Origin of the sequence: Flagellimonas profundi (assembly GCF_017313275.1) — a bacterium.
In the GTDB taxonomy this organism is placed as follows: Bacteria; Bacteroidota; Bacteroidia; order Flavobacteriales; family Flavobacteriaceae; genus Flagellimonas; species Flagellimonas profundi.
Genome location: NZ_JAFLNM010000001.1, coordinates 397133 through 415127 on the forward strand (window position 1 = coordinate 397133; position 17995 = coordinate 415127).

Sequence of the window (17995 nt, forward strand, 5' to 3'; positions counted from 1 at the left end):
TTCCTTTTCGTTACTTCTTTTCTCTCGCAGAAGCCCGTGCATCCACAATTTGAGCAACTTCTACGACCGGCCAGAACATCGTCTTCAGAATATTCTTCCCGAAATGTTTTTTTCCACAGGGTTTGTACAAGTGCCCACGCCAATACAATGGTTACTGTTAAGCCAATTCCTATAATGAGTGATTTAATCATCCTTTCTTTATTTTAATTAAGCGCCCAGTCCTGCAAAGCCCATGAAGCAGAGTGATAAAATTCCTGCTATGAACAATGTAAGTGCTGTTCCTTTGGAAATATTGGGCACATCCGCAAAATTCATTTGTTCCCTTATACCGGCAATCAATACCAGTGCCAGCATAAATCCTGCGCCGGCACCCAACGAATAGACCACACTTTCTAAAAACCCATATCCTTTACTGGTCTGAAACAAGGCTACTCCAAGTATGGCACAATTTGTTGTGATCAATGGGAGAAAAATCCCCAATGATTTAAACAGCGCCGGGCTAATTTTTTTGATGAACATTTCCACTAACTGTACGGTTGAAGCAATCACTACAATGTAACTGATCAATTGAAGGAACGGGGCATCGATACTTACCAGAAATGCGTGAATACCGTAGGCGCTCATGGAACTTATGAGCATAACAAACATTACGGCACCACCCATTTTCGTAGCCGTTTCCATTTTTCCAGACACCCCTAAAAATGGACAAATACCCAAGAAATAGGCCAAAACAAAATTGTTGACCAAGGCGGCATTGAGAAAAATCGAACCTAAGGACTCTGTATTCATGATTTTACTTTTCTTGTTTGTAGTGCATTAATTATAAGTAACCAAAGTGCCAAGGTGAAAAATCCCCCGGCAGGTAATATCATCACAATCCAACTTTGATAACCTTCAGAAAAAAGAGGGATATTAAAAATTGAACCATTCCCAAGTATTTCCCTTACGGCCCCCAAGCAAAAAAGGGCGAGCGTAAATCCGAACCCCATTCCCAATGCATCAAGGATAGATCGTCCTATGGTATTTTTTGATGCAAAGGCTTCGGCCCGACTCAATATCAGGCAGTTTACCACTATAAGTGAGATAAACGCTCCCAAACTCTTGTGGAGCTCGACACTGATCGCTTGAATCGCATAATCGGTTACGGTAACAAATGTGGCGATGATGAGTATATACGAGGCAATACGCACCTGTTTAGGAACAAAATTCCGTAAAAGCGAGACCAAAATATTCGACATCAATAGCACAAAAGCTGTTGCCAACCCCATGGCTAGAGCATTTTCCGCAGTATTGGAAACTGCCAGAACCGGACACATTCCCAATACTTGGACAAATACAGGATTATCTCGCCACAACCCTTTAATAAACTCATCGGTTGAGGTGACCTTTTGCTTTGATGTGGAATCATTGTTGCTCATCGCTATTCATTTTATTTTGGCCGTTTTTATAATTTTGATGGAGAATAGGAATAACCTCCATACTACTTTTGCCAATAATATCTCCTATGGCGCGTGAAGAAATTGTGGCTCCGGTGATTCCGTCAATTTCCCAAGGATTTTGTTTTTCACCTTGTTTTACGGTGATTACCTTGTTGCGTAACTGTCCATCGTTGGAAACGCTGACATCCAGTGCTTTAAAATTGTTGAGAAACGCTTCTTCCTTTCCAATTTTATCTCCAAGCCCAGGGGTTTCCTTACTTTCCAATACCTGAAACCCGATCAATATTTGTTCACTAGGGTCGTAGCCGTAGATAATTCTGATCACATCCGCATAACCCTGACCTGCAGCTTCCACTGCATAGCCTACCAGTTTATCACCTTTGTCATATCCTGCATAGAGAGCTGCTTCAGATTTATCTCCTTCTTCGATTTTAAATAATGTCCCATCAGTGTTCAGTCCAAAGGCCTGTGTATGATCTGTTCCGGGAAGCACTTCAAAAATTGCTTTTTCCAATGCCTCGGCCTTTAATCGCTGAACACGGGGAAGGGTCAATTCATATGTCAACACAATAAGAAAAGCACTTATGATACCTATGCCCACCATGGCCAGTAGCATTTTTTTACTGTTCGCAGGATTTTGCATCGCTATATTGGAGACTTCACTCATGCGGCTTTCATTTTTCTTTTGGTTCCGTACACTCTGTTTTTGATGACCGAATCAATATGCGGAGAAATGGCATTGGCCAACAATATGGAATACATGACTCCTTCCGATAAACCACCCCAAACTCGTATCACAATGGTTAAAATGCCAATGATTCCCCCGTAAACCCATAAACCGAGCGGTGTAATAGGGGAGGAGACCATGTCTGTGGCCATAAATACCGCACCTAGCATCAAGCCGCCGGAAAACAGCATAAACCAAGGTGATGGATATATTTCACTATTGATCAAAAAAAGTGCGCCACTCAACACGAATGCACTTAATAATACGGCTGCTGGAATCCTCCAATTCATCATATTCCGTGCAATCAAATAAAGCCCCCCTAAAATGATGATCACAGCACTGGTCTCTCCTGCCGAACCACTAATTTGACCCAAGGCCAGTTCTACAGTGGAAGTTGTTACTCCATCAAACTTAAATGCTGACAAGGGAGTCGCCCCGGAGATTACATCAAATTTTGGCTCCATGAAGGGCCATGTGAATACCGAACTTGCTACGGTTGAAAAGCGATCGGTCAGAAAAGCGGGATGCCAAGTGGTAATGGCCACAGGGAAAGCGGCTTGTAAAACAGCCCTTGCCACGAGTGCCGGATTGAACACATTATATCCCAATCCACCGAAAATATATTTACCAAGGGCGATTCCGATGATTCCACCTATAAAAGCCATCCATAATGGAAAACTTGGAGGCAAGGTGAGTCCCAATAATAGTCCTGTAATAACCGCTGAATAATCACCAACAGTGGTTTTTTTCTTTGAAAGTTTGCAAAGCACATGTTCGGTAAGCACACTGGCAAAGGTTGCAGTCGCAATGACCAACAAAGCATTCAACCCAAAGGAATAGATGGAGAAAAATACAACGGGCAACAAGGCCCAAACCACATTCTTCATGATCTGTTCGGTGCTCTTCCCACTATTGATATGGGGCGATGTGCTAATATGTAAGGTTTTTCTAAGCATGTACTTTCTCTTTTTTATCTGCTTCCCGCTTTCTAACTATCCGTTTTGCCGATCTAAAATATTGGACCAATGGAATATGGGAAGGACACACATAGGTGCACGATCCGCATTCAAAACAATCCATCAGATTATAATCCGAGGCCATTTCATCATAGGCTTCAAATTTTGCCAATATTCCCAATTTTGATGGATTCAACAATATTGGACATGCATCGACACAGGCACCACATTTAATACATGGATATATCGTTGTTGACCGATCCACATCCTTTTTTGTGAACACCAAAATGCCCGAAGTACCCTTTACAATGGATATGTCCAGATTGGAAACCGCCATGCCCATCATTGGGCCTCCCATATATACTTCACTGATTTCTTGGTCAACCCCTACTTGTTCCAAAACATAGCGCAGGGGAGTACCCACTGGAATGAGGTAGTTTCCTTTCTTTTTAACTCCTGGCCCCGTGATCGTGATCACGCGTTCTTGGATTCCGCGACCATGCGGTAGTAATCTACCGATTTCTGCGGTTGTAGCCACATTGACCACAACAGCCCCTGCTTCAATTGGAAGCTTGCCTGACGGTATTTCCTTGCCCAGAATGGAAGTAATCAGCATTTTCTCCGCTCCCTGCGGATATTTAACTGGAAGCACTTTTACAGCAATTGGTAATCCTTTGGGCATATGTTTCGACAAGTGGTCAGCAGCATCTTGTTTGTTGGCTTCAATGCCAATGATGGCCTTTTTTGCCCCCGTAGCTTTCAACAAGTATTTGATTCCGGTAAAAATATCGTTTTCCTGTTCCAACATTACCCGATGGTCCGTGGTTAAATAGGGTTCACATTCCACTCCATTGATGATCAAGGTTTCACATGTTTTGCCTTCCGGAATTTTCAATTTTACATGTGTTGGAAATGCAGCACCGCCCAATCCCACAATACCGGCATCCTGAATACCTTGCAGAATTTCTTCCGGTGTGGCCGTATCGGGATCTATTGGGTTTCCTTCGAGTACCTCCTGGGTTGAAAAAGGAAAGGCTTCCAGATAAATACCTAAAGACATTTTTCCCGAAATGGTGGGCACATTGGCAATTTTGCAAACCTTCCCGGAAACAGGAGCGTGCATGGACACGGAAACGTACCCATTGGCCTTGGCCAACAATTGGCCCCGCTGCACTTCCTGACCTTCCCGCACCACAATTTCCGAAGGAGTACCGATGTGTTGTGCCATCGGTAAAATTATGACGGGCGCAAATGGAAATTGCCTAATGGGCAAACCACTTGTATCGTCCTTACTCTCCGGAGGGTGAATACCGTGTTTAAACGAGTCTTTATGAAGATTGAAAAGGGACATCATGCCGTGTATGCATTAATTATACTTTTCACCTCGACCTATCCATTTCTCAATATCTTTTGCAGACCGTTCAGCGGGTAATCCGGGATGAATAACTCCTGCCGTACATTTTTCCGCTGCCTTTACCAAATCTTCATAGGGTCCGGCCTTCGGGTTTTTGATGTACGCTTTGTTGTCTTCGTTATAAGCAAAAATGTTGGGATTGAGCTTTATGCACTCATCACAGGAACTACATTCATCAGTTTCCAGCCACGGGGCCATGTATTCCCCGTTTGATGATGGTTCTTCTACTACAACTCCATTGGTCTCCACCGGTTTTTCCAATGCCATTTTCAACAGATCGTTTCCATTCCCATTACCACCAGCAAGTTGCATAAGTCCCTGAGCAATACTTCCAACAACCTCGTTTCTAATTTTTTCTTCGAGGTTTTCTTCTTGTGGTTTTTCTGGTTCCACTCCGGCTATATCGCGTAGCATCAGCCAGAAATCCCTACGTTCTTCGCAAGACTCCACAATGGCTTTTGCGACCAATACCCGATTAAGTTTCTGATTTCTATCAACTGCCCAGATATAAGGGAATTTGCCTTCACGTTCGTTTTCTTCCATTTCTAAAAATTCTGCCAGAGGCATCATATTATCGTTCCAGGCACTGCGTGGTACTTTTCTGAAATGTTTTCTGAAACGTGCCTCGGTCAATGCAAAGTCGGCAAACGTCATTGGTAATTCCATGGTTCGTTCCTGACCGTATTCGAGATATTTTAAGTTATAAGTTGGCCAGATTTGATCCATGGCAGGGTTACCTGCCAAATCAAAAGCTTCCCGGGCTTTTATTCCATGATCGGGATTGTATTTGAATATAGGGTAAGCCCTGGATTCTACTGCAAGTTTAGCTTGATTTGCCCCTTTGTCATCACCTACACCATGTTCGGGTTGGCAGGTGGTGTACAGGTTAAAAATAGCTGGTCGCTTGGTCATCAAGCCATCGATAAATCCTTCTATCATTTGACTTGTATTGGCCAAAGTGGCTTGCATTACATAAGTGTTTCTATGTGCCATGGCAATAAGGCCAATTTCTTTACGAGGCTCACTTTTACCTTTCCATACCTTTCCATATTGGGCCATATCGGAAACTTGACCGATAAACCCAGAAGTACAGGCTTGTCCACCTGTGTTGGAATATACCTGTGTATCAAGTACGATTACTTTGATCGGTTTGCCGGAAGCCATCATTCTTGATAAGTTTTGGAAACCAATATCGTACATGGCACCATCACCGCCCAGTGTTACCACTGGGGGACATAGCAACCATTCTTCATCTGTAAATTGTTTCCAAGTAAAATAGGTGAAGAAGTCGTCATGTTCTTCGGCATTGTATTTCCCTTCGAGCTCCAATTCCGCTTTACGTATGACCTTGAAACCTTCGGCCATCTTGGCCATATGTCCTTCAAAAACACCCATTGCCATGGAAGGCGAGTCTTGGAACAAGTGGTTGGCCCAAGGGAATGGATAAGGGTTGAACGGCCATGTACTTCCCCATACCGAAGAACAACCAGTGGAATTAAGGATACCCATATTGGACCTACCTTTTCCGGTAGTTCCGTTGGTATATTTCCATTTTAACTTGTTCAGTTGAGCAAGTAATTGAGTAACATTGCGCAACCATTCCTGATCAATGGGTTCACCACCATTTTCAGATTCCAACCTTCGGGTAATCTCCGACATGGTCAAATCTGAATTTTTCATTTCGGAAACTATTTTGGACATGGCCTCCGAATCGGTCAAATTCACGCGGTCCATCAATTTTCCTTGGATATGTCTTTCCAATTTGTTGGTCAATTCTTCCAGGTAGGCCATGTGTTTTTCTATGCGCGGTTGCATGAGGGATTCCACAGTGGCCGTGAAGATATGTACCACCGATTTTTCGGAACAGCCCAAACAAGCACCATCGCCACTGGCAAAATTCAAGTAAGCATCTTTGTTCAATAGAATTGTTTCCAGTGGACCTATTTTTTCTTCCAGATCATCGATTCGATTGAACTTTTGCGGAGTGTTGGGGAGATCTAGCCAAAAATCCCATTCTTTGTTCAGTTTGGCGATGGACCCTTCGGTCTGTGGTATTTTGATCAAAGCATCGTCGTTACAAACAGCAACACATTCCATACATCCCTTACATGTGTTGGGGTTGATGGTTATACTGAACAATCCGCCACTGTTTTCTTCTTTTTTCTCATGTAGATCATAGTAGGGGCGGGTTAAAGCGAAATTGAATTCGCCCAACTCTTCTTTGAACCAATCGAGTTCTTGAGTAAGTTCCTTCCCATTGCCAAGCTCATCGAGGGTCATGTCCATAGCATGCTGCATATAGTCATTGACGGTTGCTCCGTTTTTTGAACCTGCAAACAATTTTCTGACATGCCCTTCCATTTTACGAACCGCTTTGGGCAAATGCTCCACTTTACCGTGGTTGTTTTTCACACGTTTCACTATGGTGTCGAAAACATCGGATACTTCACTTACCAGTCCGGGTATTGCCGTATCGGGACATATTGTGTAGCAGTTTCCGCATGCAGTACAATTGTTTGGTACCCATTGGGGGTGCTCGAAACGTATGCCGGTCATGTTTCGGAATACGGAGGAAACAGCAGGCATTACACTCAAACCTATAAATGGGTCGGTGAGGTTGTCATTCCCCATACCCTGCAGATAGAAATTACCTGTTTGTTCCCAAAAACGATGGATATCGCTGAGCTTTGATTCACTCTGTGGGATTTCTTTCAACATTTGTGGAATGGGAAGGGGTTCCTTAACAGCACCATTGGCCTTGTTGCCTGCTCCCAAAACTTTATTGGTGATTTCATGAACTTCATCAAAGCCACGTTTTACCACACGCATATTGTCATCGACCACACGTTGGCCCTTAGATCCAAATTTATGCTGCAATTGGTCCTCAATGGCTTTCAATAATTTTTCTTCGGATAACCCTGATTTCTTCATTAAGGGCGATGCGGCAAAAAATGCTCCTTGGAAGGCGATTCCCTGCATACGTAGTTGTAATTCAGGGTCTGTGGCTTCTTCCCTCGCAATTTTAAATCCATCGATATAGAACACATGAATATCATTATCTATAATGATTTTTTGATAGCGTTCAGGAATCTCCGCCCAAACTTCTTCCGGTGTTTGTTTATCACTTTGGATAATAAAATTTCCTCCCTTTTTAAGACCGGCCAATGCGTTGGTATGTTTAAATACATTGGGATCCGGGGATAATACAACATCCACAAAGTAGTATTCACAGTTTATTCGGATGGGCTCCGAAGAAGCTGCGAGATAATATGTTGTGGGCTGTCCTTTCTTCTCCGAACCATATTTTGGATTGGCCTTAATGTTGTACCCTAATAACTCATATAGGGTCATGGCGAGGTTTTTACCCGTGGTAATTGCACCCCAGCCACCAATGGAATGAAAACGTACCGTGATGGCATCTTTTGGCATAAGGTTAGGGTTTTCCGAGCCCCTAATGCCCAGTTCCTTAACAAGTGGATAGGATTCTTGTATACTTTCCTGATATGCCTTTTGTTTAGGGGAATGTGGTATTTGTCGGATAAAATCTATGGAGAGATAAAATTGCTTTTTGTGTTTACCATTGGGTAACATATTTTCTACTGCTCCTATAATACCTTCTGGTTGTAAGTCGCGGCTACCCATACCAAAGGATCCCGAGTAAATTGCGGGCATATCGGATATGGAATAGGAAGTCAACTCTGGATAGGCTTTGTGTTTTTTATCCCTGCCATTTTCGACACACTTGTTCAAAACGGAACGTACTTCGCGTGTAATCGGGGAGTCGACGGCCAATGGCTGATCCAGTCTTTCCAAAATAGTTACGGCTTTTTTCCCTTTTAAAATTTCTCCGAGCATATCGGAAGGGAATGGCCTAAACATAACAAGGTCGACCACTCCTACTTTTATTCCTCTGGTTTCACGCAGGTAATCCACAACAACTTCTGCACTGGGCACCAAACTTCCCTGACCTAAAATAAGGTAGTCGGCATCTTCTGCACGGTAGGTCATTACTCGTTGATAACGTCTGCCGGTGAGTTCGTGGTATTCCTTGAACGCCTGATCGGCCAATTCCTTAATATGATCAAAGAAGAATGGACGTTGGGCAGCAACACTTTGCATATATGAATCCTGGTTTTGTACAATACCGGCCATTACCGGGTTATCCACATCCCATAATTCAGGAATACGTCTACGCGTATCACCATAAATAATGCGTTGGGCAGGTGTTGGAGTTTTGATGATATCGTCTGGGAGACCTAGATATTCTTTAATTAATTCACGCTCCGGCAAAAGGAAAGATTCAATCAAATGTGTGGTTAAAAATCCATCTTGCGCAATAATACCTGGAGTCAGCGCCAATTCCGCAATACGGTGGGCAATAATGTTAAGGTCGGCTACATGTTGCGCCTTCTTGGCAAACATTTGAAAAAAGCCAGTGTCGTCAATAGCATGATAATCATCGTGCCCGGCGTGAACGTTCAATGTGGATTTGGTCATGGCACGTGCACCGATATTCAGTACGTAGGTAAGGCGTTTACCCACTGCGGCATAAAGGGATTCGTGCATGTAGGCAATACCTTGACCCGATGAAAAGTTCGCAGCACGCAAACCGGTCATGGACAAACCAGCGGTAACCGCAGCAGCGGCATGTTCCCCTTCCGGTTCAATAAATATCAAAGGTTTGTCTGAAATATTCAAATGTCCTTTAGCAGCTGCATCGGCCCAATATTCCCCCATTTGGGTAGAGGGTGTAATGGGGAATGCGCCAGCAGCATCTGTAGATTCACGCTCGCACATTATTGCGGCGGTATTCCCGTCCATTGCTACTGGTTTTCCAGGATATTTGAATTTGGATGATTTCTTGTCTTTACCTTTTGTGATGTTTTTGGGTACTCCAATTTTCTGCAAAACTGACTGGCTCATAATATGAGGATTAATGTTGTACTAATAGATAGGTATGCTTTCAAAATTTTGAATTTGTTACTCCGACCAATTGTTTGGTATAGGCGGCCAAATCAATGCAGCTTTTCATCTTGTCGAATTCTGCACTGTATTCCTCATCCATCGTGAATGTTATGGGACTCAAATCAAAACTGTTGAATTCATTATTGATGGTTTGGCATTTGTTCAACAATATTTCTACGGTATCATCCTCATTGGATTCAACCCCATGTTTTAACAAAAACCCGTTTAAGTAATGAGAAATAGATTTTCGGGCGCTTCTGCATACCATATAGGGTACTACATCTTCTGCTGGTCGATTTAACTCACTTTGGGCTGCCTCAAGAAACTGATCAGCCTGTTCGAATTTGGTTTTGATTTGATCGGTATCCATAATAAATATTTTTATTTTCCTATAGAGAACCAAAGCAGTTGTTAGGAATTGCCACTAAAATTATTGAAAGTAAAGTCTTCATTTAATGACATTTATCAGTATCTGAAGAAATTTTATGGATTATGACGGACTATGATAAACTCATGGCTGGGCATGAATTCAACCTTGGTCCTTTTTACTTCGATCAATTTTATCCTTGGGAGAGGTTTAAAGAAAGTGGGGGTGAAAAGATGCTATTGTTAGTTCATCATTCTATATTCGTTGGGAGAGTAGCCCACCTTGCTCTTGAATAAACGGGAGAAGTGTTGGGGATGTTTAAAGCCAAGTTCGTAGGCAATTTCGCTTACGGTTTTCGTGGGATCGAAAATGCGCTCTTTGGCGACCTCGATAAGTTTGGTCTGAATGATTTCGAGAGCACTTTTTCCAGTCTCTTTTTTAATAAGGTCACCAAAATAGTTAGCGGATAAATATTGTTCCTGGGCAAAATGCCCTACAGATGGGCACCCTAGTTCGCTAGCCTTTCCGGAATAGAGGTAGTGGTGGAGCGACCGTTTGAATTGATGGACCACACCATCGTTCACGACATCGCGGGTAATAAATTGACGGTCGTAAAAGCGTGAGCAATAACGTAGAAAAAGTTCGATATTGGATACGATGAGCTCTTTGCTATGCTTGTCGATGTCCCGTTCCAGTTCAAATCGTATTTTCTCAATACAATCAATAATAATTTTTCGCTCTTTTTGAGATAGGTGCAATGCCTCACTCAACTCATAGGAAAAGAAGGAGTATTTGGAAATGATTTCACCTAAATTGGTTTTGCGCAATAAATCGGGGTGAAACAATAGTGCATAACCCGATGGAACATAGTCATCACCGTTTTCAATCTGGACAATTTGACCTGGTCCGATAAATACCAAAGTACCCTCTTGAAAGTCATAATACTTTCTGCCGTATTTTAGAATACAATCCGGGTTCTGTTTTAAGAATATTCCATAAAAATTGAAACGGAGCGCTTCAATGCCCTTTTGCGAATTTCTTTTCAAATCGTGCAGGTTCATCACACTCACCAAGGGATGTTGGGAGATTTGGTTGAATCGATTACAGTAATCGTTCACGGTCTCTAAGTTGATGATCTCGCTCATATCACCACAATGTACCCAAAACAAACAATCAAAACAATAGTTTCCTGTTGGTCAGGGTCATTATCCGTAAAAAAGGTAAATCTTTCTGTAAAATGGGTACGACAGTTAATCGCCATTCCTGCTATCTTTGAGAAAATTAACCAACTAACTCATCATGATAAGTATTGACTCCAGAAGGAGTAGGGGTAGTGCTATGCGATTTTCATTTCCATATCCCGCTTTTAGCAGAAGAACCATTCCGTTTTATATTTTGATAGGGAGTCTTCTTGTTTTCAATGTTTCTCTGGCCCAAGAGGAAAAAAAACCGTTTCTGGATGATTTTAGTGGAACAGCTAGTGTCACCAACAATGGAATTTCATTGGTTCCCTCTTTTTCTTTGGGAGACCCGGCATTGATCTTTGACCTTAAGTTCAGAAAAGGGAGGTTGAGTTTTGAGCCCGATATGCGCTTTGCCTTGGAAGGCAAACCTTGGACATTTATTTTTTGGTGGCGTTACAAGGCTGTGGAAAAAGAGAAGTTCTCTCTCCGGGTCGGGGCACATCCAGCCATTAACTTTAGGACCATACCCATTGTGAGGAACGGTGCTTCGGAAGATATTTTGGAGGCAAGAAGATATGTGGCGGCAGAAGTGGTTCCAACGTTTAAAGTGGCCGAGAATATAGATGTTGGAATGTATTACCTCCATGCCCGGGGATTCGATGACGGTGTAAAGCAGACCAACTTTGTTGTTTTTACATCAACGTTTAAAAACCTTTATGTAACGGACCAATATTACTTTGATATTACTCCGCAGGCCTATTTTTTGGCAACGGATGATTTACAAGGATATTATGTAGCCGGGTTCTTATCCTTTAGGAAAAAGGATTTCCCACTATCTATATCCGCTATTTTGAACAAGGCTTTGGATACGGAAATTGTTCCCGAGGACGATTTTACCTGGAATGTTTCCTTGGTCTATAGTTTCTAAAATTTAACATAAGGCGCAAAATTAGTATTGATAGCCCACTGGCACCTTATGGTTTCGGGTAAAGAAGCCATCAGAAAATTGAATGAAAGCAATGAACATATTTGAGAGATTGACATCGGGTGAAGAAATTCCAATGAACGACCCTGACTACGCACAGATAGGAGTTGAGGTCAACAAGACCATTGCACTGTCCACTAAACTAAACGCATCCAAAAACGTGGATGAGATCAGAAAGGTATTAAGTGAAATTATTGGTGTTAAGGTGGATAAAAGCACTACACTTTTCACACCTTTTTACACCAATTACGGAAAGAACATTTCTTTGGGAAAGAATGTTTTCATCAACCATGCCTGTAGTTTTTTGGACCTGGGTGGTATTACTATTGAAGATGATGTGATGATAGGTCCGCGGGTAAGCATTACCTCCGAGAACCATCCAACCGACATCAAAACAAGGAAGAGCATGCGACCTAGTTCCGTACGCATCAAAAAAAATGTTTGGATTGGCGCGAGCGCAACAATTCTACCGGGAGTAACCGTAGGTGAGAACTCCGTGGTGGCCGCAGGGGCTTTGGTGAATAAAGATGTACCGCCCAACACAGTGGTTGCAGGCGTTCCTGCGAAAGTTTTAAAAACAATAAGTTAATAAGCACATAACCAAATGATCATGAGAACAGTACTAATTGGAATGTTGACCGTTGCCCTTATTTTGGGCGGTTGCCAGGGAAGTGGCGAATCCACTAAAAAAAGTATACCCAGTATTGCATTGGAAAAAACCAAGGTAAAGTTGGAGTTGGATGGACAAATCTTTCGGGATTTGAATAAGAATGGCGAACTCGATGTTTATGAGGATATCAATGCACCGATCGAGGATAGGATCGATGATTTGATTTCACAGATGACCATTGAGGAGAAAGCGGGAACAATGTTTATGCCAGGAGTACCCGTAAACGAGGACGGTTCTTTGGAAAAGAAAGCAGATGCCACTGGGCCAGGTGCGCGTTATCCCGCAGCTATTGATAACATAGATAAAGGAAAGTTGAACCATTTCAATGTTTGGAGTATTCCACCAGACCCAAGTTTGATGGCGGTTTGGTACAATAGCCTTCAAAGTCATGCGGAAGCATCTCGTTTGGGCATACCGGTAACTATTGCTTCAGACCCACGACACCATTTTAGCAATACTATTTTTTCCATGGCAGCAAATGGATTTACCCAGTTTTGTGAAACGCCTGGGCTTGCGGCAATCGGCAATGATTCCTTGGTAGAGCAGTTTGCGGATATTGTCCGAAAGGAATATTTGGCCGTTGGCATTAGGGTGGCGCTTCATCCCCAAATCGACTTGGCAACAGAACCCAGATGGGCAAGAATAAGCGGAACCTTTGGTGAGGACGCCAATTTGACGGCCAGAATGGTAACGGCCTATCTTAAAGGTATGCAAGGAGAAACTTTGGATGAGAACAGTGTAGCTTGTATGACGAAGCACTTCCCTGGCGGGGGACCTCAAAAAGAGGGCTTGGATCCACACTTCGCTATTCAAAAGGGGCAAATTTATCCAGGGGATAATTTTGACTATCATTTAATTCCTTTTGAAGCGGCATTCAAAATGAATACAGCCTCTATTATGCCTTATTATGGCGTACCTACGGATCAGACAGATGAGGAAGTGGCGATGGCCTATAATAAAATGATCATTACCGATTTGCTTCGAAAAAAATACAACTACGATGGGGTTGTTTGTACTGATTGGGGCCTTATCACCGATGTGCAAATGGGCCCCGACATAACTTGGCCTGCACGTGCATGGGGTGTTGAAGAGTTGTCGCCATCCGAAAGGGTCCTTAAAATAATCCAGGCAGGCTGTGATCAGTTCGGGGGTGAAAATCGTCCTGAGCTAGTTGTGGAATTGGTAGCGAATGGAGAGCTCGATGAAGCAAGGATTGATGAGTCCTTGAGGAGATTGCTACGTCAAAAGTTCCAGTTGGGATTGTTTGACAATCCTTTTGTTGACGAGACCAAGGTTTCCGAAATTGTAGGTCGCGAAGATTACCGTGCTATAGGTAATGCATCTCAACAGAAGGCCATAACATTATTGAAAAACAAGGATAGTTTCTTACCCCTTGAGTCCAACACAAGCAAGGTTTACATAGAAGGAATGGATAGTACGGTGGTGGCACAATATGCAAGGGTGGTACCTACTCCCGAAGAGGCAGATTTGGCTATCATAAGATTGAATACACCATGGTACCCTGCAGAGACCAAGAATCCATTTGCCCGCTCGTTTCATCATGGAGACCTTGATTTTAAACAGGAGGAGAAAACTAGACTCCTGGAAATTATGGATAAAGTACCTACCGTGGTGGATATTTATTTGGATAGGCCGGCAGTGATACCTCAAATTTCCGAAGCTTCAAGGGCTTTGATAGCTGATTTTGGCTCGAGCGATAAAAATGTTTGTGAAGTTCTTTTTGGAAATGCAGAACCCAAAGGAAAATTGCCTTTCGAATTACCATCATCCATGGAGGCAGTTGAAAATCAACTAACGGATGTGCCCTATGATAGTGAAAACCCACTATATACATTTGGTTTCGGATTGGAATATTAAGATTGAATTCCTTTCTGAATTTATTTCACTATTTTAAAGGACAACTAGAACTTATTCAAGTTTCTACCTGTTGATTTATTACAGAAAAGTAAAAGCAAACAAAAAGTAACCATGGCTACTACCAAAACTCAAATGAATAGGCGATTATTTTTAAAATCATCCACACTTGCGGGTGGGGGCATGCTGCTCGGCTTTAGCTGGATGATTTCCTGCAAAGACCAAGCAAAAAAGGTTGGTATGGAAATGCCTGAGGATTGGATAGAGGTGAACGGTTACATTAAGATCGGAGAAAATGGCATGGTGACCATTATGTCCCCAAACCCAGAGGGCGGTCAAAACGTAAAGACTTCCATGCCCATGATCGTGGCCGATGAGCTGGATGCAGATTGGGACATGGTTGTGGTGGAGCAAGCACCATTGGATACCGACCGATATACGCGTCAATTTATTGGAGGTAGCCAGGCCATCCGGCAGAGTTGGGAACGCTTACGGCAAGCCGGGGCATCGGCCAAATATATGTTGATGCAGACAGCGGCGGAGACCTGGGACGTGCCTATGGCGGAAATAATGGCGGAAAAAGGACAGTTGACGCATTCAGCAAGCGGTAAAAAAGGCCATTATGGAGAGTTTGCCACGGCAGCCTCCAAACTTTCAGTGCCAGAAACGGTCTCCTTAAAAGATATTGAAGACTTTACTATAATAGGCACGTCCAAAAAGAATGTGGATACAAAAAAAATCATCACTGGTAAGCCCTTATTTGGGATGGATCATATGCAAGAAGGAATGCTGACCGCCATGATCGTGCATCCGCCTGCTTTTGGTTTGACCCTAAAAAGTTTTGATGCTTCATCCGTAAAGGGAATGCCGGGCATAAAAGATGTTTTCTCCATAACAACCTATGCCGATGATTACGAATGGCAATATTTTGACACCAACTCCTTTTTGGAATTGGTCGTAGTGGTGGGGGATTCCACATGGGAGGTCATGAATGCAAAAAAAGCACTCGCACCCCATATAGAATGGGAAACCAGGCCCGAGCTGAAGATAGCCAGAGATAGGTTTGGCAGCAAAACCACTATGGTTTATCCGGCTGGACTGGAAAATACATCGGATCATAACAAGAAGATGTTGGAAATGTCCAACCAAAAGGGAAACGAACGTAGAAAGGATGGCGATCCCGATAGGGCCTTGCGCGAAGCGGACCAAGTTTTGGAGCGTTCCTATACAGCACCCTTTTTGGCCCATAACTGTATGGAGCCCATGAACTTTTTTGCTCACGTAACTGAAGAAAAAGCCGATTTTGCAGGCCCGCTTCAAAAGCCTGAATTTACGGAAAAGACCCTCTCTTCGAGATTGGACATTCCTTTGGATAAAATTGATATCAAAATGACCCGGCTGGGTGGTGGATACGGACGTAGGTCCTATGCGCATTGGCTGGTAGAGGCTGGTATAGTTTCCAAGCGTATGAATGCACCGGTTAAATTGATGTATACCCGTGAAGACGACATGACCGCTGGTATATACAGACCAGCTTATCGTGCCACCTACAAAGCAGCTCTCGACGGGGATAAGAACATCACAGGCTTGCATTTAAACGCAGGTGGCGTGCCGGAAAGCCCCATGTACGCCGATCGCTTTCCTGCAGGGACTTTGGATAATTACTCGGCCGAAGATTGGGCAATACCATCCAATATTACCGTAGGTTCCTTTAGGGCGCCAAGATCTAATTTTATGGCCTGTGCGGAGCAGACCTTTTTGGACGAATTGGCCGAAACAATGGGTAAAGATCCCATTGAACTACGTTTGGAATTGTTAAGTCGGGCAGAAACCGACCCAGTTGGAGAACGAAACGATTATGATCCTGCCCGATATAAAGGGGTGTTGGAATTGGTAAGGGACAAATCCAATTGGGGAGAAGAGAAGCCAGGTGTTTCCCGTGGTGTAGCGGCATATTTCTGCCATAATAGCTATGTGGCCCAAGTGCTGGACCTTATTATGGAAGATGGTCAACCAAAAGTGGACAAAGTATATTGTGCCGTTGATTGTGGCATTGTAGTCAACCCTGATGCTGCCAAGAATTTATTGGAAGGTGCCGTGGTGGACGGAATCGGGAACGCCATGTTTGGATCATTGAGCATTAAGGATGGAAAGCCCAATAAGCAAAATTTCGATGACTACCGTATGATTCGGATGTCGGAAGCCCCAAAAGAGATCGAGGTACATTTTGTGGAAAACCAAATAGATCCCACCGGTTTGGGAGAACCTGCCTTTCCGCCCATATTCCCGGCTTTGGCCAATGCCATGTACAAGGCCACCGGTAAACGATTGTATGACCAGCCTTTTTTATAAGGCAATATTTGGTTTTTAATGGAAGTTTGGGAAAATGTTCTGTTTACCCACTGGTTTGAATTTCTTAACTTTGCAACATGCAAACAAAAACAGAAAGATCGGTATCCCCCTTCAATAGCGAATTAAAGCTTAAAGGATTTAATGTATTCAAGATTGAAGAGGATAGTAGTGCGACCAAAATTTACAGTCGTAAGGATTTTTATAAGATTTGTTTGACCACCGGCAAGAGCATCATTAATTATTCCGATAAGAGTTTTGAGCAGGAAGGCACCATTCTATTTTTTGGTAATCCACATATACCCTACTCATGGGAGACTATTTCGACCACCTATGTGGGCTATACCTGTTTGTTCTCGGAGGAATTTTTAAATATGTCCGAACGTTCCGATAGTATTTTAAAATCGCCATTGTTCAGTTTGGGAGGTACTCCCGTATTAAAGATAAGCGAAGACCAACGCCTGTTTTTGAATGCTATTTTTGACAAGATGATGGAGGAGCAGCAAACCGATTACTCCTTTAAGGATGATTTGATTAGGAATTATATTCATTTGATTCTCCACGAAGCTTTGAAAATGCAGCCTTCGGAGAACTACGTGCAGCACCAGAGTGCGGCATCGCGGTTGACCAATGTGTTTTTAGAGCTGTTGGAAAGACAGTTTCCCATAGAGACTGCAGATAATCCATTGCAGTTGAGAAGCCCTCAAGACTACGCCGACAATCTTTCCGTACATGTGAATTACTTGAATAAATCCATAAAAGAGGTTACGGGGAAATCTACATCGACCCATATATCCGAACGTATTGTTACCGAAGCCAAAGCACTATTGCAGCACACCAATTGGAATGTAAGCGAAATAGCTTATGCACTTGGATTCGATTATCCTACCTACTTTAATAACTACTTTAAAAGGCTCACAGGTACCACTCCAAAGGCAATTCGCGCCTAATATTTGATTTTCTTAATTTTTGATTCGATAATCATTAACTTATAGTTAAAGAGGTAAGTTAACTTTGTATCGTGTTTTTAGGGCTAACAGAATATGCCCTATCACGTCTATAAA

13 protein-coding genes are annotated in these 17995 nt (G+C 43.0%); 5 read left to right on the forward strand and 8 right to left on the reverse strand.

Annotated elements, in window-relative coordinates; translation table 11 throughout:
- Positions 1-207 precede the first annotated feature (207 nt).
- The 8 genes from J0654_RS01840 to J0654_RS01875 all read right to left on the reverse strand — a co-directional run bounded on the left by J0654_RS01840 (position 208) and on the right by J0654_RS01875 (position 11013).
- Positions 208-789, reverse strand: coding sequence for an electron transport complex protein RnfA (locus J0654_RS01840; protein WP_207026069.1), 582 nt, complete (start codon positions 787-789; stop codon positions 208-210).
- Positions 786-1418 (reverse strand): electron transport complex subunit RsxE, encoded by a 633-nt coding sequence (rsxE, locus tag J0654_RS01845; protein ID WP_207026070.1) that lies wholly within the window; start codon positions 1416-1418, stop codon positions 786-788. The genes J0654_RS01840 and rsxE overlap by 4 nt, the downstream gene beginning before the upstream one ends.
- Entirely contained in the window at positions 1405-2106 is a 702-nt protein-coding gene (locus J0654_RS01850; protein WP_207026071.1) for an RnfABCDGE type electron transport complex subunit G, read from the reverse strand. Before J0654_RS01850 ends, rsxE begins: the two co-directional genes overlap by 14 nt.
- Positions 2103-3122 (reverse strand): RnfABCDGE type electron transport complex subunit D, encoded by a 1020-nt coding sequence (locus J0654_RS01855; protein WP_207026072.1) that lies wholly within the window; start codon positions 3120-3122, stop codon positions 2103-2105. The genes J0654_RS01850 and J0654_RS01855 overlap by 4 nt, the downstream gene beginning before the upstream one ends.
- Positions 3115-4476, reverse strand: a complete 1362-nt coding sequence (gene rsxC, locus J0654_RS01860) for an electron transport complex subunit RsxC (protein ID WP_207026073.1) — start codon at positions 4474-4476, stop codon at positions 3115-3117. The genes J0654_RS01855 and rsxC overlap by 8 nt, the downstream gene beginning before the upstream one ends.
- 12 nt (positions 4477-4488) lie before the next feature.
- A complete protein-coding gene (locus tag J0654_RS01865) occupies positions 4489-9459 on the reverse strand; it encodes a 2-oxoacid:acceptor oxidoreductase family protein (RefSeq protein ID WP_207026074.1) in 4971 nt (1656 codons plus the stop codon).
- Positions 9460-9499: 40 nt separating this feature from the next.
- Positions 9500-9871, reverse strand: coding sequence for a hypothetical protein (locus J0654_RS01870; protein ID WP_207026075.1), 372 nt, complete (start codon positions 9869-9871; stop codon positions 9500-9502).
- A 239-nt stretch (positions 9872-10110) separates the two neighbouring features.
- Complete coding sequence (locus J0654_RS01875) at positions 10111-11013, reverse strand: helix-turn-helix domain-containing protein (RefSeq protein ID WP_207026076.1); 903 nt, start codon at positions 11011-11013, stop codon at positions 10111-10113.
- Positions 11014-11167: 154 nt separating this feature from the next.
- Here J0654_RS01875 and J0654_RS01880 point away from each other — a divergent pair, with 154 nt between their 5' ends.
- The 5 genes from J0654_RS01880 to J0654_RS01900 all read left to right on the forward strand — a co-directional run bounded on the left by J0654_RS01880 (position 11168) and on the right by J0654_RS01900 (position 17881).
- Positions 11168-11980, forward strand: coding sequence for a hypothetical protein (locus J0654_RS01880; protein WP_237685861.1), 813 nt, complete (start codon positions 11168-11170; stop codon positions 11978-11980).
- 82 nt (positions 11981-12062) lie between these two features.
- Positions 12063-12626 (forward strand): sugar O-acetyltransferase, encoded by a 564-nt coding sequence (locus J0654_RS01885; RefSeq protein ID WP_207026077.1) that lies wholly within the window; start codon positions 12063-12065, stop codon positions 12624-12626.
- A gap of 21 nt (positions 12627-12647) precedes the next feature.
- Positions 12648-14585, forward strand: a complete 1938-nt coding sequence (locus tag J0654_RS01890; protein WP_237685862.1) for a glycoside hydrolase family 3 protein — start codon at positions 12648-12650, stop codon at positions 14583-14585.
- 111 nt (positions 14586-14696) lie between these two features.
- Positions 14697-16934 (forward strand): xanthine dehydrogenase family protein molybdopterin-binding subunit, encoded by a 2238-nt coding sequence (locus J0654_RS01895; RefSeq protein WP_207026078.1) that lies wholly within the window; start codon positions 14697-14699, stop codon positions 16932-16934.
- Positions 16935-17011: 77 nt separating this feature from the next.
- Positions 17012-17881 carry a helix-turn-helix domain-containing protein gene (locus J0654_RS01900; RefSeq protein WP_207026079.1) on the forward strand — a complete coding sequence of 290 codons (870 nt, stop codon included), beginning with the start codon at positions 17012-17014 and terminating at the stop codon, positions 17879-17881.
- Positions 17882-17995: the final 114 nt, after the last annotated feature.